This is a genomic window from Flavobacterium sediminis (assembly GCF_003148385.1).
GTDB classification, from domain to species: domain Bacteria; phylum Bacteroidota; class Bacteroidia; order Flavobacteriales; family Flavobacteriaceae; genus Flavobacterium; species Flavobacterium sediminis.
In genome coordinates, this window is record NZ_CP029463.1 from 2225723 (window position 1) to 2251058 (window position 25336).

The 25336-nt window shown below is 30.5% G+C and carries 20 protein-coding genes, 2 tRNA genes and 1 pseudogene; 13 read left to right on the top strand and 10 right to left on the bottom strand.

Annotation, left to right across the window (positions count from 1 at the left end):
* Positions 1 to 41 precede the first annotated feature (41 nt).
* A complete protein-coding gene (locus tag DI487_RS10295; protein WP_109569562.1) occupies positions 42 to 278 on the top strand; it encodes a helix-turn-helix domain-containing protein in 237 nt (78 codons plus the stop codon).
* A 134-nt stretch (positions 279 to 412) separates the two neighbouring features.
* On the opposite strand, the gene DI487_RS10300 is transcribed toward DI487_RS10295, so the two are convergent.
* Together DI487_RS10300 and DI487_RS10305 are read right to left on the bottom strand one after the other, a co-directional pair.
* On the bottom strand, positions 413 to 847 hold the full coding sequence (locus DI487_RS10300; RefSeq protein WP_109569563.1) for a JAB domain-containing protein: 435 nt from the start codon (positions 845 to 847) through the stop codon (positions 413 to 415).
* A gap of 51 nt (positions 848 to 898) precedes the next feature.
* On the bottom strand, positions 899 to 1291 hold the full coding sequence (locus DI487_RS10305) for a hypothetical protein (protein WP_109569564.1): 393 nt from the start codon (positions 1289 to 1291) through the stop codon (positions 899 to 901).
* Between the two features lie 469 nt (positions 1292 to 1760).
* Here DI487_RS10305 and DI487_RS10310 point away from each other — a divergent pair, with 469 nt between their 5' ends.
* The 6 genes from DI487_RS10310 (at position 1761) to DI487_RS10335 (ending at position 9922) form a co-directional block, all read left to right on the top strand.
* Complete coding sequence (locus tag DI487_RS10310; protein ID WP_109569565.1) at positions 1761 to 2519, top strand: hypothetical protein; 759 nt, start codon at positions 1761 to 1763, stop codon at positions 2517 to 2519.
* On the top strand, positions 2519 to 3379 hold the full coding sequence (locus tag DI487_RS10315) for a hypothetical protein (protein WP_109569566.1): 861 nt from the start codon (positions 2519 to 2521) through the stop codon (positions 3377 to 3379). The genes DI487_RS10310 and DI487_RS10315 overlap by 1 nt, the downstream gene beginning before the upstream one ends.
* Before the next feature lie 103 nt (positions 3380 to 3482).
* Entirely contained in the window at positions 3483 to 6524 is a 3042-nt protein-coding gene (locus DI487_RS10320) for an Eco57I restriction-modification methylase domain-containing protein (protein WP_109569567.1), read from the top strand.
* Between the two features lie 8 nt (positions 6525 to 6532).
* The gene (locus tag DI487_RS10325; protein WP_109569568.1) at positions 6533 to 7669 is read left to right on the top strand and encodes a hypothetical protein; all 1137 of its coding nucleotides are present in this window, start codon (positions 6533 to 6535) and stop codon (positions 7667 to 7669) included.
* Between the two features lie 5 nt (positions 7670 to 7674).
* Positions 7675 to 8928, top strand: a complete 1254-nt coding sequence (locus tag DI487_RS10330; RefSeq protein WP_146193444.1) for a DUF6161 domain-containing protein — start codon at positions 7675 to 7677, stop codon at positions 8926 to 8928.
* 124 nt (positions 8929 to 9052) lie between these two features.
* Positions 9053 to 9922, top strand: a complete 870-nt coding sequence (locus DI487_RS10335) for an Abi family protein (protein WP_109569570.1) — start codon at positions 9053 to 9055, stop codon at positions 9920 to 9922.
* A 159-nt stretch (positions 9923 to 10081) separates the two neighbouring features.
* Here the strand turns inward: DI487_RS10335 and DI487_RS10340 are convergent, their stop codons facing one another.
* The 6 genes from DI487_RS10340 to DI487_RS10365 form a co-directional block, all read right to left on the bottom strand.
* Complete coding sequence (locus tag DI487_RS10340; protein ID WP_109569571.1) at positions 10082 to 11137, bottom strand: DUF3871 family protein; 1056 nt, start codon at positions 11135 to 11137, stop codon at positions 10082 to 10084.
* Positions 11115 to 11981, bottom strand: a complete 867-nt coding sequence (locus DI487_RS10345) for an AAA family ATPase (protein WP_109569572.1) — start codon at positions 11979 to 11981, stop codon at positions 11115 to 11117. Before DI487_RS10345 ends, DI487_RS10340 begins: the two co-directional genes overlap by 23 nt.
* 141 nt (positions 11982 to 12122) lie before the next feature.
* Entirely contained in the window at positions 12123 to 14549 is a 2427-nt protein-coding gene (locus DI487_RS10350; protein ID WP_109569573.1) for a DEAD/DEAH box helicase family protein, read from the bottom strand.
* Between the two features lie 43 nt (positions 14550 to 14592).
* On the bottom strand, positions 14593 to 15798 hold the full coding sequence (locus DI487_RS10355) for a site-specific integrase (protein WP_109569574.1): 1206 nt from the start codon (positions 15796 to 15798) through the stop codon (positions 14593 to 14595).
* 250 nt (positions 15799 to 16048) lie between these two features.
* Positions 16049 to 16121, bottom strand: a tRNA-Met gene (locus DI487_RS10360).
* A gap of 82 nt (positions 16122 to 16203) precedes the next feature.
* Positions 16204 to 16276, bottom strand: a tRNA-Met gene (locus DI487_RS10365).
* A 116-nt stretch (positions 16277 to 16392) separates the two neighbouring features.
* Here DI487_RS10365 and era point away from each other — a divergent pair.
* Entirely contained in the window at positions 16393 to 17277 is an 885-nt protein-coding gene (era, locus tag DI487_RS10370; RefSeq protein WP_109569575.1) for a GTPase Era, read from the top strand.
* Positions 17278 to 17393: 116 nt separating this feature from the next.
* Here era and DI487_RS10375 read toward each other — a convergent pair whose 3' ends face one another.
* Positions 17394 to 17888 (bottom strand): hypothetical protein, encoded by a 495-nt coding sequence (locus DI487_RS10375; protein WP_109569576.1) that lies wholly within the window; start codon positions 17886 to 17888, stop codon positions 17394 to 17396.
* 160 nt (positions 17889 to 18048) lie between these two features.
* On the opposite strand from DI487_RS10375, the gene der reads away from it, so the two are divergent.
* Positions 18049 to 19359, top strand: coding sequence for a ribosome biogenesis GTPase Der (der, locus tag DI487_RS10380; protein ID WP_109569577.1), 1311 nt, complete (start codon positions 18049 to 18051; stop codon positions 19357 to 19359).
* A gap of 4 nt (positions 19360 to 19363) precedes the next feature.
* On the opposite strand, the gene DI487_RS10385 is transcribed toward der, so the two are convergent.
* The gene (locus tag DI487_RS10385; protein ID WP_109569578.1) at positions 19364 to 20908 is read right to left on the bottom strand and encodes a hypothetical protein; all 1545 of its coding nucleotides are present in this window, start codon (positions 20906 to 20908) and stop codon (positions 19364 to 19366) included.
* Between the two features lie 144 nt (positions 20909 to 21052).
* Here DI487_RS10385 and DI487_RS10390 point away from each other — a divergent pair, with 144 nt between their 5' ends.
* The 4 genes and pseudogenes from DI487_RS10390 to leuB all read left to right on the top strand — a co-directional run bounded on the left by DI487_RS10390 (position 21053) and on the right by leuB (position 25318).
* Positions 21053 to 22219 carry a 2-isopropylmalate synthase gene (locus DI487_RS10390; protein WP_109569579.1) on the top strand — a complete coding sequence of 389 codons (1167 nt, stop codon included), beginning with the start codon at positions 21053 to 21055 and terminating at the stop codon, positions 22217 to 22219.
* A gap of 3 nt (positions 22220 to 22222) precedes the next feature.
* Positions 22223 to 23610 (top strand): annotated as a pseudogene (gene leuC / locus DI487_RS10395) (3-isopropylmalate dehydratase large subunit).
* Positions 23611 to 24207, top strand: a complete 597-nt coding sequence (leuD, locus tag DI487_RS10400) for a 3-isopropylmalate dehydratase small subunit (RefSeq protein ID WP_109569580.1) — start codon at positions 23611 to 23613, stop codon at positions 24205 to 24207. It abuts the pseudogene before it with no gap.
* Positions 24197 to 25318, top strand: a complete 1122-nt coding sequence (leuB, locus tag DI487_RS10405) for a 3-isopropylmalate dehydrogenase (RefSeq protein ID WP_109569581.1) — start codon at positions 24197 to 24199, stop codon at positions 25316 to 25318. Before leuD ends, leuB begins: the two co-directional genes overlap by 11 nt.
* Positions 25319 to 25336: the final 18 nt, after the last annotated feature.

Below are 25336 nucleotides of genomic sequence, written 5' to 3' on the forward strand. Positions count from 1 at the left end.
TTTTATCAAATATGACAACTTTTGGTATAAATAGCTAAAAGTTGAATAAAAAAGAATTTCAAAAAGCATTAGGTCAAAGAATTAAGCAGTTGAGAGAAGATAAAAATATCACTCAAACTGAACTTGCCTATAGATGTGAAATTGAAAGGTCTAATATGAATAGAATTGAAGCAGGTAATACCAATCCATCAAGTTTTTTAGTTTATACAATTGCACAAAAATTGGAAATTGAATTACCTGAACTTTATAACTTTAAACCAGAAATCTCAAAGAAATAGCTATTAATAATAATCTACTATAAAAGTCCTGGTACTAATTTTACTTTAAAAAGGGTGTTTTTAAGTTAATACACATTCTCAAAAAATCACAGATTTTCCCAAACTTATATATATCATTTAGGAAAAAGTGTGATTTATAAAATTCCATTATAAGTAAAACTGTAATATTCATATTTACTTATAATTAAATGGTCAAGTAAAAATATATCCATCAGCTCACAAGCCTTTTTCAATTTATTGGTAATACTCTTATCTGCTTCACTTGGCTTCATATTTCCACTTGGATGATTATGAACCAGGATAATAGATGATGCATTACATTTTAGAGCAACACTCAAAATAATTTTGATGTCAACAATAGTTCCAGTAATTCCACCTTTTGATAAATTATAAACACCCAAAACCAAATTAGCTCTGTTTAATAAAATCAACTTACATTCTTCTTGGAATTCAATTAAGTCAAAATCCCATTGTGACAAAATGAATTTATACACTTCATCACATTGTTTAAGTTTTATTTTATCAGGTTTATTAGTAGAATAAGACACTTTAATTTCAGCTATTTCCATATTGAAAAAAAGATAAAACCTATTATGCTTTTATACATAATAGGTTTTATGTTAGTTTACTGGTTCAAAATGATGTTTTCCATTTTTAGAAAATGCTTCTATTGATGGAGTGAAATTTTCATAAACTGGTTTTTGAACAGTTGCAGCTTGTTCTTGTGCATAAGCATATCTATGTGTCAATACAACCATTTCACCAGTTCCTTGGTCAACATATTCATAAGCATCACACTCTTCTTTTACAATTGCACCAGCCATTTGAGTACCAATAAGAGCTTTACAAGTCATTTCATCAAATGTACTTGGAACAAATGCTTTTCTTGCTGTTGCATAAAATTTACCTGTGGTTTGTGATTGAACCATTTCAATACCACCTTGTACTTCTAAAACAAAAAAGGATTTTCCTTCTTCAGTTTGTCTCTCTTTGTAATTGATAATTGTAACCATTGATTTTGAGTTTTTGAGTAATTTTTAATACTTCAAATGATTCTTAAAATTCAGCTATCACCTTGAATTTTTTAATTTCTGAAAGTATTACACACTGGTTTTCAATGCTCAGTATAAGTGAGGGTTTTTAAGAGGTTTGGCTTATATAAAACAATTAAAAGGTCTGCTTTTTATTCACATGGAGTTGAAAAATTACCAGGATATTGATAGAAATACATTTTGTTGGATTCCTGGTGTTTTACAACTTTGAACAGAAATTAGTTTGAATCAATTTTTGTAGTAAAGTTTACCCTTCAAAAAATTACTGTTTTTAATATCCTGGTCAAAAAATGTCCTTTAATATAATTTGGGCAGGGGGATTTTCCTTTTAAAACAAGTGGGGGCTATTTTATTCTGGTAGTTTGTGTGTTCAAAATTTTTAGAAAATTTTTTTTAGAAAAAAACTATCTTTACATAAATTATTGATTATATGAGTAGGTTTGAAAGAGTTTTAGCTGAAGAGATAGATGGTTTAAAAAATTTGCCTTTACTTCATACTTGTGATGCTTACAGGTTTAGAAATATTTTAGAAGAAATGATTTTAAAACCTTCATTGTGTGATGTATTCAATACAGATTTATTATATACTTATTATGGATTACCTTCATATAGAGTACAACTAAACAAAGCAACTAATAACCCTGCACACTATATGGTTTGCTTTATTTTAAATTCAGAAGACAAAAGTGCATTTGCAAAAGTCTATCCTTTTGATAGTGGAGCTTTTTGCAAACTGAATGAAATAAAAGAAAAGTTTTTTCATGAAGAAACTAAAATAGATGACTTTGAATTAACAGGTTCAATAATAAGTGCAAAAAAAGTGATTAAAACTTTTTATAATACAAATGATAATTATCTTAATCAAACTCCTTCTTTGACTAAAGAACTATCACAATTAGATTTTGAAGCTCATGGCTATAACAATTTAATTTCAGACAATAGTAGTAGTAGAATTGATGATAGAGCATCAAGTATTGAAGTGCTTTTTGATACTGGTTTCAACTTAGATAAAAGTTCTGTCAATCAAATAATAATACCAAAATGTTTTAGGGATGATGAATATGCAATGAAATTGGTTAAAGAGAATCTTGGTATTGAAAATCCATTAACATATAATACTCATAGAGGTAATCCTTCTGAATTTTTTGGCTTACTTAGACAGGAGTATTTTAAATTTTTGAAGAACTAATGAAATTAGCAGGATATTTAAAAGCATTGAAAGAAAATTCATTTGCAATTCCAGTTTATTCTGAAAACGGAAAATTTTTCTTTCATAATGTTGATGAAAATTATAAAATAATTGAATTTTATGATTCTGGTTTAGAAAACAACAATTTTATTAAATGTTACCTATCCACAGAATTTAAAATAAATGATTTTGGCGCTTATGTTTTTGTTGGGTCAAACAATTACTTAAACTATAATATATTATCTAAAAACATTTTTGAGGTTGAGAATTATTTAAATGACACTACTGACAAAGAAAAATTTTTAAGTGTAAAAGAAGATGTTAAATCTTTTATTAATTGTTTTAGTTCATCTGATGTTGATTTAACAAATTTAAATGTTTTAACAATTGAAGAAATGCTAAAACTTAGAGCTGATGAAAGAAAAGAAAAAATGAGGGGCTATAAGTATATTTCATGGTTTACAAATGAACAAGAAATTAAAAAACCTAAGAATATAGATGTAGTTGAAATTTTGTTAGAAGACTCTTTCAATAAGTTCATTTGTGAGCAAGAAGTTATGATTGAAATTTTAAAAAAAGATGATGATTTAAAATTTAAATTTATAAAGCATATTGCTGAAAGTGATTACAATGAAGAAATAAAAAAGAATATTTTCACAAAATACCTTTCTATTATTTATAGTTTTTCTAATTCAAGTAATAGATTAAAAGAACATAATTATAAATTCAATGATAAAAAAACTATTGCAGCAATAACATATGATGATTTATTTGTGCATGGATCTAAAATTTTAGAAGAGGAAAGTTCCAAAAAGAATATAGAAATAGCAATTAGAAAAATGTTTGAAAATGAGAAATAAACTGTCAATAACTTCTTTTGCACTTATGTAAAAATATCCCTACTTTGGTAAACCCATATTACTACTATTAACCACACTGAAAAGTAATATTAAATTATCAAAGATGTCATTGTTTCAAAATGCTGTTGTAACAAAGTATTTACAAGCTATAAACCAAGATTCCATTAATCAAAAATGGAATGAATTTACCACCTACTTTCATAATCCTGAAAGACAAGAAAACATTAGAAACTCTAAAGAAGAGCAATATCAAGAAGGCTTTTTAAGAGAATTGTTTGTTAAGATTTTAGGCTACACACTGAATCCTGAACCTAACTTTAATCTTACTACTGAATACAAAAATGTAAAAGATAGTAAAAAGGCAGATGGTGCTATTTTAGTAGACAACAAGGTAAGAGGCGTTATTGAACTAAAAGGAACTAATACCACAGATTTAGGCAAAATAGAAGTTCAAGCCTTTGGTTATAAAAATAATCAGCCAGATTGTACTTATGTAATTACTTCCAACTTTGAGAAAATCAGATTCTATATTGATAATGCAATTGAACATTTAGAGTTTAATTTATTTACACTTACAGAAGCAGAATTTAAAATCTTGTATTTGTGTTTGGCTGTTGAAAACATTTCAAAAGACATTGCTAAAAAAGTTAAAGAGGAATCTGTAAGCCAAGAAGATGTAATTACCAAAAAGTTATATAAAGATTACTCTTTATTCAAGAGAGAATTATTTAAAAACTTGGTTGAATTAAATCCTCAATTTGACCAATTAGAGCTTTTCAAGAAATCCCAAAAACTGTTAGATAGATTCCTTTTCATATTCTTTGCAGAAGATAGAATGTTGTTGCCTCCTAATTCAGTTAGACTGATTCTTAACCAATGGAAACAATTAGAAGAATTAGATGCTTATGCCCCACTATATGATAGATTCAAGTTATACTTTGGGTACTTAAACACAGGACATAAAGGCAAAAACTATGATGTGTATGCCTATAATGGTGGCTTATTTAAACCTGATGACATTTTAGACAACATTACTATTGATGATAAATTGCTTTATGAACACACATTAAAGCTATCAGAATATGATTTTGTAAGTGAGGTTGATGTAAACATATTAGGTCATATTTTTGAAAACTCCTTAAATGAGTTAGATGAAATTAAAGCCCAATTGGAAGGTCAAGAAATTGACAAAACCAAGACCAAGAGAAAGAAAGATGGAGTTTTCTATACTCCAAAATACATTACCAAATATATAGTTGAAAATACTATTAGTAAACTGTGTGAAGAAAAGAAATTGGAATTAGCCATTAATGAAGAGGATTATATTACTGATAAGAAAAGGCAAAAGAAAACCATTAAAGATTTAGTTGATAAATTAGATACTTACAGAAAGTGGCTATTACAATTAACTATTTGTGACCCTGCTTGTGGTAGTGGTGCATTCCTAAACCAAGCTTTAGACTTTTTAATTGAAGAACACCAATACATTGATGAATTACAAGCCAAATTATTTGGTGATGCATTGGTATTAACAGACATGGAAAATAGCATTTTGGAAAACAACCTTTTTGGTGTGGACTTAAATGAAGAAAGTGTTGAAATTGCTAAACTATCCCTTTGGTTAAGAACTGCTCAACCTAATAGAAAATTAAATGATTTAAGTGGTAATATTAAATGTGGGAACTCATTAATTGATGACCCTGAAATTGCAGGAGATAAAGCCTTTAATTGGCAAAATGCTTTTCCTAAAGTGTTTGAAAAAGGTGGTTTTGATGTGATTATTGGGAATCCGCCTTATGTAGATATAAAAGGATTGAACAAAGATGATGTAAAATTTTACTTTGATAAATATTCAACAACTGAAAATAGAATAAATCTTTATTCTATTTTTATTGAAAAAGGATTAGGATTAATTAATCAATATGGTGTATTATCTTATATTAACCCAAACTCAATGCTGGTTAATTCTTCATATTTTAAATTAAGAAAACTCATTTTACCTTATCTAAAAAAGATAATTAAATTACCTGATAATGTCTTTGAAGATGCTAAAGTTGAAACAATAATTTTTGAGTTATTTAAAAATAATTTGAGTAAAGAAATAAATGTTATTAATTACTCAAAAGATGAAAGGATAAATTTTATTGATGAATCAAGAACTATTAAGTATTTAAGTACTGATTGGGAAAAAGATTCAAATTTGAATTTTAACTTATATGCTTCAAAATCTGAACTGAATTTAATTAATAAAATTGAAAAATTAAATATAATAACTCTTAATCAAATAGCTGATTTCACATTAGGTATAACACCATATGACAAGTACAAAGGTCATAGCCAGGAAATTATAAAATCAAGAGCATATCATTCAGTTATTAAAATTGATGATTCATACAAACCTTTAATTACAGGTGAGAATATAATTAGATATTTTGTTAGTCCTGAAATAAAAGAATATATAAAATATGGAGATTGGTTAGGAGCAAAAAGAGAAGAAAGATTTTTTATTAATTCAAGAATACTAATTAGACAAATTGTTTCAGGTAATCCACCAAGAATATATTGTGGATATACTGAAGAAGAACTTTATTTTACTCAAATTGGGTTTGGGATTATTTCTAAAAATCAAGAAGAATTTGCTAATAAATACATATTAACTTTATTGAATTCAAAGCTCTTAAATTTTTACCATAAATATAAATTTTTGGATTTGGAAAAGGATTTATTTCAAAAAGTATTGATTGCAAATTGCAAAGAACTCCCAATATTAAAAGCAACCTTGTCAGAACAATTAATATTTGTAGATAAAGCTGATTTAATGTTATTATTAAATAAAGAATTAAAAGATTCAGCTTCTAAATTCCAAAGGACTCTACAAAGAAAATTTGAATTAGAGAGTTTGCCTAAAAAGTTAGAATCCTGGTATGAGTTAACTTTTGCAGAATTTGTAAAAGAATTAAGTAAGAAGAAAATAAAGCTATCACTTTCAGAAGAAGCAGAATGGGAAGATTACTTTTTACAAGAACAACAAAAAGCACTTGCTTTAAAACAACAAATAACCACCACAGACAAGGAAATAGATAAAATGGTGTATGAGTTGTATGGCTTAACAGATGATGAAATTAGTATAGTTGAGAATAGTTAATTTAAGTTATGGCAAAATTATTTAGAGATGCTGTTGATAAAATCAAGCCATTATTAACAGAAGAGATATTTAAAATTCCAATAGAACAAAAAGGAAGTAATAGCTTTCCAACTTTTTTGAAAGAAGAATTAGATAAATATGCTAAAGTATTTGAAAAAACAATTAACCCTATAATTGAAGAATATGTAGAATTTGAATCTTTAGAAAAAGGAATAATTCTTAACAAGATTAAACAATTTTCAAATTCTTTACTTGAATCTATAAATCTTCATTATCAAGGTAAAGTCTTAGAATCTATTGAAATTTTTAATAACTCTCTAAAAGAGATACTTTTTGAAGAAATAAATACTTCTGATAAAATTGCTGCAGGGAGAAAGTTTTACAGAGCAAGAAAAGATAATGAATCACATTTCACATCAGCTGATTTGTTTCATATTAAATTTGAAGATAGAATTCATGTTACTACAAAAAGATATAGTATACCAGGTTTTCCAGCACTATACTTAGGTGAAAGCACATATGTGTGTTGGGAGGAGTTTGATAGAACAAAATTTAGAAGTTTATGGTTTTCTAAATTTAAAAATACAGTGGATTTAAAAATTATTTTAATAGAAAGGCTTGAAGACTTTTTAACAGAAATAGAAAAGGTTTCTAAGGATTTCCAATTAACCTTTATATTAAGGTATTTAGTCACTTTTCCACTTTCAATTGCATGTTCAATTAAAGTAAAGAATACAAAGGCTAATTTTAAACCAGAATATGTTATCCCTCAATTGTTATTACAGTATGTTTCAAAAGATGATAATTTTGATGGAATTAAATTCCCATCAACAAAGATTAATTATTCCAAACTAAAAAATGTTCCATCTTATAACTTTGTTTTCCCTATTAAAACCAATAAAGAAAAAGGGTATTGTGATTTTTTAACTTCTGCTTTTGAATTAACAGAACCAACTTCTTTAGAAATTGAAGAAGTAATTGATAACCCTCACAATCAAAATACTGTTCATGGTTATACCACTTATAATGAGGAAAAGCATTTTGAAATAATTGAAGGTTTAAAAACTGTTTATGACTCTTCTGCTTTTGGTAAAATAGAGAAAAGACTGAATGTTAGAGACTGTAAAAAAATTTCAAATGAATAATGAGTATGACTGTAAAAGAACTAACTAAGAAAATAGCACAAACTGAATTTTCAGATGAGATTAACAAAATAACACTCAATATTAATTTTCCTCATATAAATTATGAAATTGAGTTTACAGGTCTATCATCTATATATGAGTTTTTTCTAAATCAAAATAATGATTGGAGTAAACTCGTTAATTTACCAAATGAATTAAAAGTATCTTCTAATTTTTTCAAAAGACATTATGATTTAATATTTGGATTAGATAATTATTTTAATGACTTAAATAGTTTTAATACAAATTGGAATTCAATAAAAAGTAGTATAAATAACTATTTATCAAGTTATAATAATCAAATTTTCCCAATAGAATCATCAGAACTTAAACTTTTACTTGGATTATTAAATGAAAATAAAGAACAATTTGAGGGTGCATTTAACTATATGACATCTAATTTTCAAATTAGGAATAGTAAAGAGTACTTCAAAGGTCAACTTAAATCTTATGAATTTCAAGAATTAAAAAATGATAATAAAATTTCTAAAACTGAATTAGAAAAGAAAACATTAAATCAAGTAAGAAATTATTTTAATAGAAAAATTAGTGACAATCAAAAAACTCTTTCAGAATATACCAACAACATAGAGGCTAATTACTCTGAACATTTAAAGCAATTAGATAAACTTCAAGAAGAGAAAAATCAAAATTTTGAAGAATGGTTTGAGAATACCCAAAATGAAGAATGGAAAAAATGGTATGAAGATAAAATTGAAACTTTATCAAGACTTGAAAAAACCTATGAGACTAAATTAAAACTTGAAAAACCAGCAAGATACTGGCAAATTAAGTCTGATAAATATTATGAACAAGGTAATACTGCAAAAACTATCCTAATTTGGGTTGTTATTGTTTCATCAATTTTTCTAAGTATTCTTTTATTTACAGCTCCTGATTGGATTTTCCAAAAGGTATTTAAAGGAAATGAAGTAAGCATAGTAAGATGGTCAATAGTATTCATTACATTAATTTCACTTTTAGTTTATGCAATTAGAGCTTTAACTAAATATATGTTTAGCTCTTATCATTTAGCAAGAGATGCTGAAGAAAGACATACTTTAACATTCTTCTTCTTAGCTTTAGTTAAAGACACAGAAGTTAATGAAGAAGATAGAAAAATGATTTTACAATCACTTTTTAGCAGAACTGATACTGGATTATTAAAAGAAGATTCATCTCCAACTTTACCTGGTGGAATTCTTGAAAAGTTAAAATAAAATGAAACAAAATTTAGCAAAACTTGTTACTAAGGATTCTGTTAAAAACTCACCCTGATTGTGAATAAGTTTGACTTTCATTTAATATAATAAAGGGTAATCTTTGTAAAAAGTTATAGATAGTATGGGGAATAAAGCAACAAATTTTAATGAGCAAATAGTGAAGCTTGAAGAAAGAGGAATGGAGCTTGATTATGACAAAGACAAAATCAAAGAGTTTTTATTAGATATTGGTTATTATAGGCTTGGCTTTTATTGGAATCCATTTGAAATTGATAAAGACCATAATTTTGCTAAAGGGACTAAGTTTTCAAATGCTGTTTTATTATATTATTTAGATGTTGATTTGAGAAACATACTTCTTAAGTATATGAACAGAATTGAAATAAACTTTAGAACAAAAGTTGTTTATTATGCCTCAAACACTCACAAAAATTCTCCAACTTGGTTTATAGACCCTAAGGTAATTAGTTCTGAATTTATTAATGCTGTTGAAAATCACTATAATGATGAATTTAAAAAGAACAACAAAGTAATAAAACTTCATCATCAAAAATACATTAATGACAAATTTGCTCCTGCTTGGAAAACTCTTGAGTTTTTTACTTTTGGAACAATTTTAAAAATTTATAAATCTCTTTTGGATAGTGAAATCAAAAAGAGAATTGCTAATGAATATGGCATTATCAACATTGATAAATTTATTAATCTAATGGAAACTATTGTTTATATTAGGAATACTTGTGCTCATGGTGGTGTTCTATTTGACCTTAGATTACCTAAAGGGATATCTGCAATACCTGGAATAACTTTTAACAATAACAATAGACATTCTCTTGATTCATCAATAAAAGTAATTCTATATATTTTAGAACAAATTTCAAATGACAGAAAAAATGAAATGACAGAAAAAATAAAAGAAACTTTTGATAAGCATTCTGAAAATGAAGTACTTAAAAATATAATCACAAATGAAATTGGTTATATAGATTAATTTGTATATAACAAATATGTTATGTATCTTTGCACTATGAAGTGCCCTATTATTCATTACGCTTTAATACTGCACTATAAAAAAATAAAACAACAACCCAGACTTGCTCTGGGTTTCTTTTTTTATGACAAACCCAGCTTAAAAAAGCTGGGTTTTCATTTAACTCAAAAACCAATTGTAATCTCCATTACCAATCAGTGCTTTCTGAATGCCATTTGTAAAATCAAAGGCATTCACATTTCTATCAAGAAAAGTATCTATATAAGAAGATTTATTGGCTTGTGTAAAGAGGTTATAAACATTCCAAAGGTTTATATCTCCTTGCTCATTTCTGCAAAAGCTATCATCTTCAAAATAATCTTTCACAATAGTATTAATATGTCCATCTGTGAAGTTTAAATTTGGAATCAATACTTTATCCTTTTTTGGTAAATGTTGATATAATCTTGTTCTACCAATTAATTGAGCAAACTGAGTTTCTGTTAATGAATGTTTAGCAAACTCTTTCATTCCTAACAAATGCTTTTCAGCATTATAGTTTTCTATTACTTCTATAATTTTAGTTTGTAATTCTTGATATGAGCTTACTTTCATATCATCTACAAAACCATCACTCCAAACACATAAATTGCAGCAAACTTTATTTTGGAAACCTATAAAAAACTTGAATTTTTCAAAAGTCTTTTTATTGTATAAATTTTCCAAATTATAGCTTCTAACTCCACCTATTGTAAGAGCAATTTCATTTCCATTTATTTTATCTACAATACTTGGAATCCTAATAATAAAAGCCATTCTTTCAAAATATTGAGTTCTCTCATGGTCTAATAAGTCTTTTACATTTTTATGTATTGCTTCAGGAGTTCTACCTTTAATTTGATGTGACACTCTAATTTCAGGTTTCTCAAATGTATGATGTGGAAATACTTTTAAAACTGCTTCTTGTGCAATTTCAATAAATTCCTGGTGTGAAATAGTCCTTTCATTATCCTTGCTAAACACAGGAATAACACAATCATTTTTTAAATTGTATAAATTGATTTCTTGTGTGTTAGCTTCAATAAAAGGTTTGTTTGGAAATTTTGAAGTACCAGGAGTTATAACATTACCTGTTTGGATAGTACCAGGATTTATAATGTTATTAGTTTGCTTTACAGGAATTAATTTATGTGATTCCTGGTTTATTTTGGATTCAATGATGACTTGTGCTTCCATTTGTACTGAATGATTTTGGGTTTAACAATATTTCTTTTGAATTAATAGTGTCTTTCTGAACTTTGAAATCATATTCTAAAAGTTCTCTCCAATTGCTATATTGGTTGTACAATACTTTTAATTCATCAAGGCTTTTAGTGTTTTTAATCTTTTCTCTGGCATCTTGTAGATTTGTACCACTATTACACCATTCTAAAATTTTTCTTCCTGTAGCAGAATTAATAATGAATTCAGGCTTACCCATAAACAAGCCTGTTCTGTCTTTACTTGAAACAGCAAAATGTTTAATATCTACATCAAATACAATAGTAAATTCATAATCCAACCCATCTTTTTGTACTGCTTTCAATCCTACTTTTTCAGGAATGTATTTGCCATCTTTTTGATTTAAAACATAATCCTGTTTGGTTCTCATTGTGGCAATAATATGAGCATCAGACTGTAAAATTTTATCTGTAAATGCTTTCTGTAATGGAGTAATTTTTGCCCAATTTGTAAATGAGTTTCCAGCTAATGAAGAATGATAATCAAGTAAGTAATCCCAACAATGACTAATGCTATCTATAATTATCACTTCAATACCTGCTTTTTCACAAACATCAATTGCTTTAATGTAATTGTCTGGTGTAAATGGTGGAGTTAATGTAAGTACATTATAATTGCCTAAATGAGCATATAAATCAGCACTTCCATTTTCTGTATCAATAATGGCAACTTTGCTAAAATCACCATTTGTCAATCCTTGTGCAAGTAATAAACTTGAATAAGTTTTACCACTACCTGCTGAACCTTGCAAAGCCATTTTTATTTTGGCTTTCTTCCTTTCTGATTGTCTTAATTGCATAGTTTATAATTTTTATTTGATTAATATTTTAGATTCCTGGTTTATACAAAACAAAAAACCAACCTCATTTGATTGAGATTGGTTTTGAAAAAGTCACATATTTTCCTAAATTATATATATAGGAATAGGAAAATATGTGATTTAATTAAAAAGGCTATTTCCTATTATTTCTGAATTACTGAATAACATATTGACATAAAACTCATTTTGGAATTTTTCTTTTGAAAAGGATTCTTCAATTCTGTAATGCAGAACTTTTTTCCCATTAATTAATTTTTGAGATTTCTTTTCATTTACTTTGAAAAATATCTCTATTAAAAGTTCATAGAAATATTGTCCTGCTTTTAAGCTATTGTTGAATCTTTTAAAAGTATCATAAAAAGGAAATAAGTCAAGATTAATCACTATATCTTCATTAATCAATCTTTTTAATTTATTAAGCATATCAAGCTCATTAAATTTTTGAATAAACAAACTTGATGCTTTAGTATTAAGTAAATTTTTGCTTTTTTGATTTATAATTTCCTCATTAATAACTTCTAATAGTTCATTCCAATTCTTATATTGATTATAATAAAAATTTAATTGTTCATTTTCAAATGAAATGGTTGCTCCAGTTGAACTTAAATTTAAGACTTGATTCAAACAAGACTTGAAGTAAATAGATTTTATTAACTTTCTGTAGTCTCTTGTACTCTCCTCAAATACAAATTCACCATATGTTAAAACATTTATCAAATAATGCATTTTTAATTCTTTAATTTTAACTGAATCAATTAATACTTTATCTAAATAAACTTTTCTTTTATTTAAAAATGAATTGAATGTTGCAAAAAATTGATGACCAGAATAAGCCATTAAATTTGTTTGAGCTAAATTATTATTAAAAGCAGAATTAGCTGTAATATTATAATGATATCTAATACCCTCAATTAAAGACTCACTTTCAAAGTAAATATCTGGATTGTAGTATATAGATTTTAATTTACAATTTGAAAACTGATTTGTAACTGCAGTAAAGAATACATAAGTTGATAAATCTCCATTAAAAAAAGTACTATTCAGATACTTTTCCCCTTTTTTTAAAACAAATTGCTCTTTTCTTAGATAATTTAGTGTGTTAAACCCTTTTCTTTCTACTTTTTCAATATTTTTTTTAGCCTTCCTTATATTGTAAGTATGTTGAATATAAGCATCATTTAACTGTAAATTTTGGTTGTTTATGTCAGAATATTCAACTGAACCAAGGGTTTGATATTTTTGAAATATATTTTTAATTATGGTTTTATTTTCAATAAAGGATGGTAAACTATTTTCTAATACTTCTAAGGGTTCAGACATTACAATGTATATATCTCCTTTTACTCTTAACCTTGCAATTGCTTGGAGAATTGATACATATCCAGAAGTGAATACACCTTTATTGTTAAAATATTTAATATTTGTTCTTGGTGGTAGTAGAATGAAAAGTGAGTGATTTTCTTTAGTAATATTGATTCCAGTAGAAAAATTTGTTCCAATATTTATTTTACTTTTATTATACTTTCTAACAAAATTGGGATTAAAGATATCATTATAACAAAAATTTAAAATTTTCCTATCAATTACATTAAAGTAATTGTTCTTTTGCATTTTTTTTAATTGGCTTTTGGAATAAACAATTACATCAAACTTCTTGTTTTCATGGAGCAATTTTCTAAACAATTTTTTTAATTCATTGTTTTCTGTTATATCATTGTTTTCTTGATGCAGGATTAAGTGTAAACTACCTTGTTTTTCTGGAATAATTACTCTTTCAGACTCAATTATATGAATATTATTAGTAGTAAATTCAGAAAGATATTTTATTATTTCTTTGGATGATTCATTAAATGTTGCACTAATTACATAGTTTTTATAAATAACATTTTTAAATCTCCAAAGATTGAAAATATACTCCTCTTTAAAAGTGTGTATAGAGTCATGTAATTCATCAAATATTAATACAATTTTTTTATTATGAGTTTCACAATATTTAATTAAGTCATTAAAATATTTTTTCCTCTTATTTGATTGAAACAAGGCATCATCTCCGGGGTTTTCAAGTAAAGCATAAACGGTTAAAATATGAATTTTAAATTGTTTGTTTTTTGAATTATTGATTATCTCCTCATCATTTATTGCTCCAAAAACAAATTCTGTTGCAGGCTTTGATTTATCAATATTTAATAGACTGAAAATTTTATTTTCATCTATAACACTTTTACAATCATTATAATATTGTTCAATTAAATTATTGTATGGTAAAGCAAAAACAACAATGTAATCTTCTTTATTAGAATATTCAGAAACAATATCTATTATGCATTTTGATTTTCCTTGACCAGTTCCAGCATTTATTACAGTTGTATTTTTTACATCTAAGTCTCTTATCAGAATAGGCATTAATTCTTCTGAAATATATCCAGTTTCAGCATTAGGGCTAATACATTCTTTAGTTGAGTTATAGTAATTAGAATCAAAATCCTCAACATTAATTTTTTTGTATTCCACAGGAACATTTACCAAATCAAAATCTATTGTACTCATAAAACTTAAAATAAAACTGTGCTGTAAAGATATTACAACACAGTTAATTTAACTTCTTGCCCAACTGCAAAATTTGTTCACTAACTTTTTTCTGAACTACTTTAGCATAATGCTCTTGTGTAGTAGATATTTTTGAATGTCCCAAAAGTTCTGAAACAACTTCTATTGGAACATCATTATAAAGTAATACAGTTGTAGCAAATGTTTTTCTGGCAATATGATGGGTTAATTTCTTTTCAATACCTATAATCTCAGCTATTTCTTTTAAATAAGAATTGAATTTTTGATTACTAATAATAGGTAATAGTCTTTTATCATCCTGGTATTTTTCAATTATTGAAATGGCTTTAGGAAGTAATGGAATTGAAAATTGTCTTTTTGTCTTTTGTCTATACATATCAATCCATAGTTTACCATCAAACTTATTTACCAAATGCTTTTGATTTAATACAGACATTTCTTGATAGGGTAAACCAGTATAGCAACAGAATACAAACATATCTCTAACTTGCTCTAATCTCTTTTGAGAAAACTTATGATTTTCCAATTTATAAAGTTCTTTAGAGGTTAAATAAGTTATAGTATTGATTACTTTTTTAGGTTTATAAAGTAGAAATGGGTCAGTAACAATAAAGCCTTCTGAAATAGCCAATTTAATTATTTTCCTTACTCTTTGAATACTTTTATTAATGGTAATTTGCTTAAAATTCTTTTCTGTTTTAAGGTAATAATCAAAATCATTTAAGAATTTTAATGTAATATCCTCTAAAGGAATATTTTTCTTCTTGAATTTAAAGAATAGGAAATCAATAATATGTTGTTTTGCTTCTACAAATTTTGAGAATGTTGATTTTGTATATTCAATACCAATTAATTTTTCCATTCTTGAATTATGCAGATTAAAAACTTCAATTAAGGATTTTGATGGTTTTGTATCTTCTCCTTTGTATTTTAAATAAATGTCCTCTACATCAAATTGTTCTTGTTGAACTTGTAGAAATAAAAAAGCCTGATTAATTTCTTGTTTAATAAGGCTCAATTGAGTGTTTATTTGTTTGTGTTCTGTATCATCAGGAATAGCTTTTTGTAATGAACTATCCCAATTTTCAGGATTTATAAATAATCCAGTAGAGAAAACTTTCCTAATCCCATTAAAAGTGATTCTACACCTAATTGGTGCTTCATCCTTTGTATTAATCCTGGTCTTATTTAATAAAAACAGAATTTTAATTACTGTTGAACTTTTCATAGATATTAGATTTATGTGTACCTGAAGTTTTGTCAATGTGTACCCAATTGTGTACCTGAGTGTGTACCTAACTAAAAAATGAGTATTCCTAAAAGTGTACCCAAATAATAAAATGTGTACCTTATTGTAACCTCAAAAAATTGAAAATTTGAATTTTTAATATAGAAGTAGATTTATTGTAAATCCCTTTATAATAGGAGAGTTGACTATATAAAAAAAGAGAACCAATTTCTTGATTCTCTTTACTTAGTAGCGGGAACTGGACTCGAACCAGTGACCTTCGGGTTATGAGCCCGACGAGCTACCTACTGCTCTATCCCGCGCTGTGCGTTTTTATGAAGTTTAAAATACTTTCAAAATACGACTTCATTAAATCTTTTGAAAGGGTTGAAGTGACCAACTTAGTAGCGGGAACTGGACTCGAACCAGTGACCTTCGGGTTATGAGCCCGACGAGCTACCTACTGCTCTATCCCGCGCTGTTATCGGACTGCAAAAATACAACGATTATATCAAAAAGCAAGCTTTTTTTGAAAAAACTTTTATTTTCTGCATTTCAATAGATATACTACCTTTGCATTATAAAATTTTAAACATGAATCACAAAGCCGGTTTCGTCAATATCATCGGAAATCCTAACGTAGGTAAATCAACGCTAATGAATGCTTTAGTAGGTGAACGTTTGTCTATTATTACAAGTAAAGCGCAAACAACACGTCACAGAATTCTCGGAATTGTGAATGGCGATGATTTCCAGATTATTTTTTCTGATACACCGGGAATCATAAAACCGGCCTATGAATTGCAAAATTCTATGATGGATTTTGTTAAAAGTGCTTTTGAAGATGCCGACGTTTTAGTGTACATGGTCGAAATAGGAGAGAAGGACTTAAAGGACGAAGCCTTTTTTAAAAGGATTATTCATTCTAAGATCCCGGTTCTGTTACTATTAAATAAAATTGATAAATCCAATCAGGAACAACTGGAAGAACAGATCGGACTTTGGAAAGAGAAGGTGCCTAATGCAGAGATCATTCCAATTTCAGCTTTAGAAAACTTTAATGTTCAAACAGTTTTCGACAGAATTATAGAACTCTTGCCTGATTCTCCTCCGTTTTATCCGAAAGATGCATTGACTGATAAGCCGGAACGTTTCTTCGTCAACGAGATCATTCGTGAAAAGATATTATTGAATTACGATAAAGAAATTCCCTATGCAGTAGAAATTGAAACAGAAGAATTTAAAGAAGACGATGATATTATCCGTATCCGTGCTTTAATTATGGTGGAACGGGATACCCAAAAAGGGATTATCATTGGTCATAAAGGAGCAGCCATCAAAAAAGTTGGGATTCAGGCACGCGAAGAACTGGAAAAATTCTTTGGGAAACAAATCCATTTGGAAACTTATGTGAAGGTTAATAAAGACTGGAGAACCAATTTACGTCAGCTAAAACGTTTTGGCTACAATCAAAAATAATTTTGTCGCCAACCAAACTTGTTCCTGTTTTTTGTCATTTTGAACAAAGTGAGAAATCACATAAAGGATTTTTTGATTACATGATGAGATTAATGGAAGAAAATGAGATTTAAAGATCAATATAAAATTCTATCCATTAACTCTTCGAGTTCTTGCATTTGAGGAATTCCTCTGCTACGATTACGACGAGCTAAAAAATAAAGAGTGAACCAGCAGCCTACCATAAGAACCATGATGGAAATATCAAGCGCAAAATTTTGATGTAAAGTCCATTTTGAATAGGCAATCAGACCAAAAATAATAAAGATTCCGGCAACAATAAAATGCAGGAACATGAACATGGTCCATAAAACCGGATCCGGACCGAATAATCCATTCACTGCTGTGTTACCATCTTCCATTGGTTCAATTTCCAAATGAAGATTAGGAGAATATTTTTCCCTTTTTAAGGCGCCGATGCTCAACCAGATATGATTGTCTAGCGTTTTAATGTTAAAATCAGGAGCAACTTCTGCCTTTAAATTTTCGCAACGAGCTTTAATTTCTTCTACTGATTTAGAAGTAGTTTTATAAAAGCGCAGGCGCAAACGCAACTCTTTTTCCGGTTCCATAGGCAAGTTATTTAGAACTAAAATAGTATATTTTTTTTAAATAGTAAATTTCCTAACGCAAAAGCAATGGATTTCTGAAAAGAAAGAACACTTATTTTCTAAATTCGGATTTCTGATTTCTAAATTTTAAAAGTATCTTTGCACATTCAAAAACAAGAAGATGAATAATATTGTAGCCATAGTAGGTAGGCCAAATGTAGGGAAATCAACCTTTTTCAATCGTTTAATACAACGACGTGATGCCATTGTAGATTCGGTAAGCGGAGTTACACGCGATAGAAATTACGGAAAAAGTGAGTGGAACGGCAAACAATTTTCAGTAATTGATACCGGTGGTTACATCGTAGGGTCGGACGATGTTTTTGAAGGCGAAATACGACGTCAGGTGCAATTGGCTATTGATGAAGCGGATGCCATTATATTTGTGGTAGATGTGGAAGAAGGGATCACGCCAATGGATATGGAAGTGGCTAATTTGCTTCGCAAGGTGGAAAAGCCGGTGCTTTTAGCAGTAAATAAAGTAGATAATGCTATGCGCGTTGCCGATGCGGTTGAATTCTACTCTTTAGGATTAGGCGAATATTTTACGATTGCCGGAATGAGCGGTAGCGGAACTGGTGAATTGTTAGATAAGTTAGTTGAGGTGTTACCGGAATTGCCGGAAGCAGAGGAGGAAGAAAATCCGTTGCCGAGATTCACAGTAGTAGGTCGTCCTAATGCCGGAAAATCATCTTTTATCAATGCTTTAATAGGCGAAGATCGTTTCGTAGTAACGGATATTGCCGGAACAACCCGCGATGCTATTGATACTACTTACAATCGTTTTGGTTTTGAGTTCAAATTGGTAGATACAGCAGGTATTCGTAGAAAAGCGAAAGTAAAAGAAGATTTGGAATTCTATTCCGTAATGCGTTCGGTTCGCGCTATTGAACATGCCGATGTTTGTATCTTGATGATTGATGCTACCCGTGGTTTCGAAAGTCAGGATCAAAATATATTTTGGTTGGCTCAAAAGAACAGAAAAGGTGTTGTGATCTTAGTGAATAAATGGGATCTGATCGAAAAAGATACTATGACAGCTAAACAATATGAAGCTAAGATCCGTAAAGAGATCGAACCTTTTACAGATGTGCCGATCTTATTTGTTTCCGCATTAACAAAGCAACGTTTATTAAAAGCCTTAGAAGCTGCTGTTGAGGTGTTTGAGAATAGAAAACAACGCATACCGACTTCTAAGTTTAACGAAATGATGTTGCCGATCATAGAACATACACCGCCACCGGCGATTAAAGGAAAATATATCAAGATCAAATATTGTATGCAGTTGCCCACAGCGACTCCTCAGTTTGTGTTTTTTGCCAATTTACCGCAATATGTAAAGGAACCTTATAAGCGCTTCATTGAAAATAAATTGCGCGAAAATTATAACTTTTCAGGAGTGCCGATCGATATCTATTTCAGACAAAAATAAATAATTAACGGTTTACTTTTAAAGCCTTTTCCTGAACAATATGAGCCACAGGCTTGTTGTAGATTTTACTTTCTAACCACGAAATAATATCTAAATACAAGAAGGCTCTTTTTTCATAAGGGTGATTTTCGAAAGTCTTTAATTTAGCGTGAAGTGCTATAAATGCGTCTTTTAATTCGTGCGGATAAATAGTTCCCAGATTCTTTAAGAAACGGATCATTTCTCGTTGTACCTCGTGCAGATCGTTCATTTTGATTAAGAATTGATAAGTGTCTCTGATCAATTTGTCCAACTGTTCGTCCTCACGGGCTTCATAATGAGCAACCAAGTTAAGAACTCTGGCGAAACACATCAGATCCTCGCGCATTTCTAAATTTCTGTTGCTGATAATTTTATTGAGATAAACGATACACTGTAAGTTGTCTCCGATACCAAAGTATAGCGATGCAATTTTGTAATAAAAGACCATGTGGTGATGCTCGTCAATTTGCTCGTTAAATAAATCCAGTTGGGTTAGGATTTCGTCAACCAAATACAAACCGCCTTCAAAATCGCCTTTTAAAAAGTGCAGGTTCAGCTTGCTGTTGTAAAGGGTTAAAAATTTCTGAGACAAAATATTCTCATTCTTAGGAAAGCCTTTGTGTGTTAAAGTATCTTCAAAACGCACTAAAGCTTCTTTAAAATAGGTCTGATGTTTAACGAGATACAACGATTCTAAAAGGTAATTACTCCCCTTAATAAACCAGATCGGGTTGATCTGGATCATTGACGGATATTCGTAAAACAGTTCTACCCATTTTGAAGCATATTTAAAGCAACCCAAAAAATCCTGAATTAAAAAACTATACCACAAGTTGGCTTTATACAACCATAATTTCTCGCGAAAGCCTAATTCTTCAAAATCAAATTCAGGCATCCGGTCACTATAATATTGTGTGATCTGCTTCATCTCCTCATCACTTTTTGCATAGCCGTGTTTTAGTAAATAACCATATAATTGTAATGAAAGATTAGAAAGCTTACTGGTCACTACATTCTGACGGCTCAGATCTTTGGCGAGAATGCTTAATTCGTCGGCTCTTCCTGAAATACTTCGGGTAATGTATTGCGATTCGATCACTTTTTCAAATTCAACAATTTCATAAGCAATATTTTTTTCTTCATGCTCAAGAGCCATTGTTTTGGCCTTTTCCAATAACTTTAAGCTTTGTTTATACAGTCCTTTTTGGTACAAAATAGTGGCAAAATCGATCTGTTCCCTGATCTGAATACGAATGTTTTGAAGGGTCGGGTTTAAGCGAAGGCTTACCAGGATCTGCTTGTATAAATGCGCTTTAAGGTTAGACAATTGTACTTTGGTAACAATGTTACTCTTCAGGATCTTTTCTTCGTTATAGTCATTCATCTTGTCTAAAAGCTCAAAAAGCTGTAAAAATTTAGCATCCGTATTCATTCCTATTCGGTTGACATACAGCTTAAATTGCCGCTTTTCAGACTTAGATAGAGACTTGATCAATACAAACAAAAAATCTTTAGAAGTGTTAGCCATCGTAAAATTATTTTATTTAAAATATTGTAAATCAGTATTTTATTTATGTTTCTTGGTTTGTTTGACGTTGTAAATAGCGTAAAATCAAAAGTAACCTTTTTTTGACTATAAAATATATTCGTATAGAACAATCTTAAATAAAAAATGAATAAGCAAAGAGTTTATATTTTTGACACTACATTGAGAGATGGCGAACAGGTTCCGGGTTGCAAGCTTGATAAAGAACAGAAAATAAAAATTGCCCGAAAGCTGGACGAATTGGGAGTGGATGTTATTGAAGCCGGTTTTCCGGTCTCCAGTCCGGGAGATTTTGATGCGGTACAAGCTATTGCAAAGGAAGTGAAAAATGCAACAGTTTGCGGCTTGACCCGTGCTGTGAAGAACGATATTGAAGTTGCTGCTCAGGCACTAAAACAGGCTAAAAAACCTCGGATACATACCGGGATCGGGACTTCTGATTCTCATATCAAATACAAATTTAACGCTTCTAAAGAAGAGATCATTGAACGTGCCGTTGAAGCAGTTTCTTATGCGAAAACCTTTGTGGATGATGTAGAATTCTATGCCGAAGATGCCGGAAGAACGGATAATGAGTTCTTGGCTCAGGTTTGTACAGAAGTGGTTAGAGCAGGCGCTACGGTTTTAAATATTCCGGATACTACAGGGTATTGTTTGCCTGAAGAATACGGCGCTAAGATCAAATACCTTTCCGAACATGTTGTGGGGATTGAAAAAGCAGTCTTGTCTTGCCATTGTCATAACGATTTAGGTTTGGCAACAGCCAATGCAATTTCAGGAGTTGTCAACGGAGCCAGACAAATAGAGTGTACAATTAACGGAATTGGAGAACGAGCCGGAAATACAGCATTAGAGGAAGTAGTAATGATCCTGCGTCAACACCCTTATTTGAATCTGGAAACTAAGATCGATTCAAAGTTATTGAATGAGGTTAGCCGATTGGTTTCAGATACAATGGGAATGATGGTACAACCTAATAAAGCTATTGTGGGCGCTAATGCTTTTGCACATAGCTCAGGGATCCATCAGGATGGTGTTATTAAAAACAGAGCCACTTACGAAATCATTAATCCGGAAGATGTTGGGGTTAATGCTTCTTCTATTGTGTTAACTGCAAGAAGTGGTCGCGCTGCTTTGGCATATCGGGCTAAAAATATTGGTTACGAATTAACGAAACTTCAGTTAGATACGGTTTATCAGGAGTTTTTAAGAGTAGCGGATCGTAAAAAACAAGTGGAGAACGATGATATTCATCGTATTATTGAACATTGTAAAATTGGTATTGCACTATAAATTATGGAAAAGAAAACCTTATTTGATAAAGTTTGGGATAGTCATGTTGTAAGTACTGTTCCTGACGGTCCTCAAATTTTATATATAGATAAACATTTAATTCACGAAGTGACCAGTCCGCAAGCTTTTTCGGAATTGGAAGAACGAAAAATTCCTGTCTTCAGAACACAGAAAATCGTAGCAACGGCAGATCATAACGTGCCGACTAAAGAACAACATTTGCCTATAAAAGATGAACTGTCTCGAAATCAGGTAGAGCAACTGACTCAAAATTGCCAAAAGAACGGGATAACACTTTACGGATTAGGACACGAATATCAGGGAATTGTACATGTTATTGCTCCGGAATTGGGGATTACATTGCCGGGATGACTATGGTTTGCGGAGATAGTCATACGTCGACGCACGGTGCTTTCGGAGCTATTGCTTTTGGTATCGGAACCAGTCAGGTGGCTCAGGTTTTTGCCAGCCAATGTTTGCTGTTGAATAAACCGAAAAGTCTTCGAGTGAATGTCAACGGAAAATTAGCCAAAGGAGTAACGCCGAAAGATGTGATCTTGTATATAATTTCTCAGATCGGAACGAATGCCGGAACAGGGTATTTTTGTGAATATGCCGGAAATATTTTTCGTGAAATGTCAATGGAAGGCCGCATGACGGTTTGTAATATGAGTATTGAAATGGGGGCTCGTGGCGGAATGATTGCTCCTGATGAGGTCACTTTTGAATATATTAAAGGAAGAAAGTTTGCACCAAAAGGAGAACAATTTGAACAATATCTGGCACATTGGAAAACCTTACCAACAGATGAAGGTGCTGTGTTTGATAAAGAATATCATTTTGATGCGGAAGATATCAAACCAATGATTACTTACGGGACGAATCCGGGAATGGGAATTGGTGTTGATCAAACTATTCCGAGTCCCGAAAATGATCCGTCCTTTGACAAAGCTTTAGAATACATGGGGTTTCATAAAGGAGAGAAGCTGATTGGAAAACCCATCAATTATGTATTTATCGGAAGTTGTACCAATTCACGGATTGAAGACTTCAGAGATGCTGCCAACTATATTAAAGGGAAACAAAAAGCGGCTAATGTTACGGCATTGATCGTTCCCGGGTCGCAACAGGTGGCTAAACAAATTCAGGACGAGGGGCTGACTGCTATTTTTGAATCGGCCGGATTTGAGATCAGGCAACCGGGATGTTCTGCTTGTTTAGCTATGAATGATGATAAGATCCCTTCGGGAGAATATTGTGTTTCGACGTCCAACCGAAATTTTGAAGGGCGTCAAGGACAAGGTGCCAGGACGCTTTTAGCCAGTCCGGTTATGGCAGCGGCAACGGCTGTAGAAGGGAAGATTGTAGACCTAACTTTAAACCTGAATTAAATGGAAAAATTCACTTTATTACGATCAAAAGCGGTTCCGCTTCCTATTGAGAACGTAGATACCGATCAAATAATACCGGCACGTTTTTTAAAAGCGACAAACAAAATAGGCTTTGGCAACAATTTATTCAGAGATTGGCGCTACAATGATAAGAATGAAGAAATTTCGGATTTCGTTTTAAACGATCCTAAATATTCAGGTTCCGTTTTAGTGGCAGGAGATAATTTCGGATGTGGAAGCAGTCGGGAACACGCAGCTTGGGCATTAACAGATTACGGATTTAAAGTTATTGTTTCCAGTTATTTTGCAGATATTTTTAAGGGAAACGCATTGAATAATGGCTTGTTGCCGATTCAGGTTAGTCCCGAATTCTTAAAAGAAATGCTGGGAGCTATTCAGAGTAATCCGGATATGGAAATTACGGTAGATTTGGAAGCACAAACAATTGCTTTTAACGACAGTAAAGAATCTTTTGATATTGATTCCTATAAAAAAATATGCTTGCTAAACGGTTATGATGATATTGACTTTTTAGTAAGTAAAAAAGCGGAGATAGAACAATTTGAAAAAAATAGAACCTTGACTTATGAATTTTAAGATCGCAGTACTTTCGGGGGATGGAATTGGTCCGGAAGTAATTCAGGAAAGTGTAAAAGTATTAAAAGCAATTGCGGAAAGTTACAAACACGAGTTTCAGTTCAATTATGCATCGGTTGGTGCTATTGCTATTGATGAAACCGGAAATCCTTTGCCCGATGCTACTTTAGATGTTTGTAAAGATGCAACTGCCGTATTGTTTGGTGCTATCGGTGACCCGAAATACGACAACGATCCGTCTGCGAAGGTAAGACCGGAGCAAGGTTTGTTGAAGTTGCGTAAAGAATTAGGATTGTTTGCTAATATTCGTCCGGTAACCGCTTATAACTCCTTATTGGATAAGTCACCGTTAAAGAAAGAGATCATTCAGGGAACGGATATGGTAATTTATCGGGAATTGACCGGAGGAATCTATTTTGGTGAAAAGAAATTGAGTGAAGACGGTAAAACGGCATCTGATCTGTGTGAGTATTCGCAATTTGAAATTGAACGAATCGCTCATTTAGCTTTTAAAGCGGCACAAACACGTAAGAACAAGGTAACCTTGGTTGACAAAGCAAATGTTTTAGAATCGTCTCGTTTGTGGCGGAAAGTAGTTTCTGAGGTAGCAAAAAGTTATCCTAAAGTAACTCTTGATTTTTTATTTGTAGATAATGCCGCTATGCAAATGATTTTAAACCCGAGCCAGTTTGATGTGATCCTGACTGAAAATATGTTTGGTGATATTATTTCAGACGAGGGGAGTGTAATTGGTGGTTCCATCGGTTTGTTAGCCTCAGCTTCAGTTGGTGATGGTGTGGCCTTGTTTGAGCCTATTCACGGTTCGTATCCGCAGGCAAAAGGGAAAAATATAGCTAACCCTATCGCATCTATTTTAAGCGCTGCTATGATGCTGGATCACTTTGGTTTAAGTGATGAGGCAGAAGCAGTTCGTCAGGCAGTTAATAAAACTATTGATAAAGGAATTGTGACTAAAGATCTGAATGGTGAAGCTTTTGTAACCACTACAAATATTGGAGATATTATTGCGGGGACGATTCTGAACAGAGAAGATACTTGTGAATATTTGAATTGTGAAAATATCCATATAGGCCAGTCGATTGTAATTTAGTTGAATGTTAGTGAACTG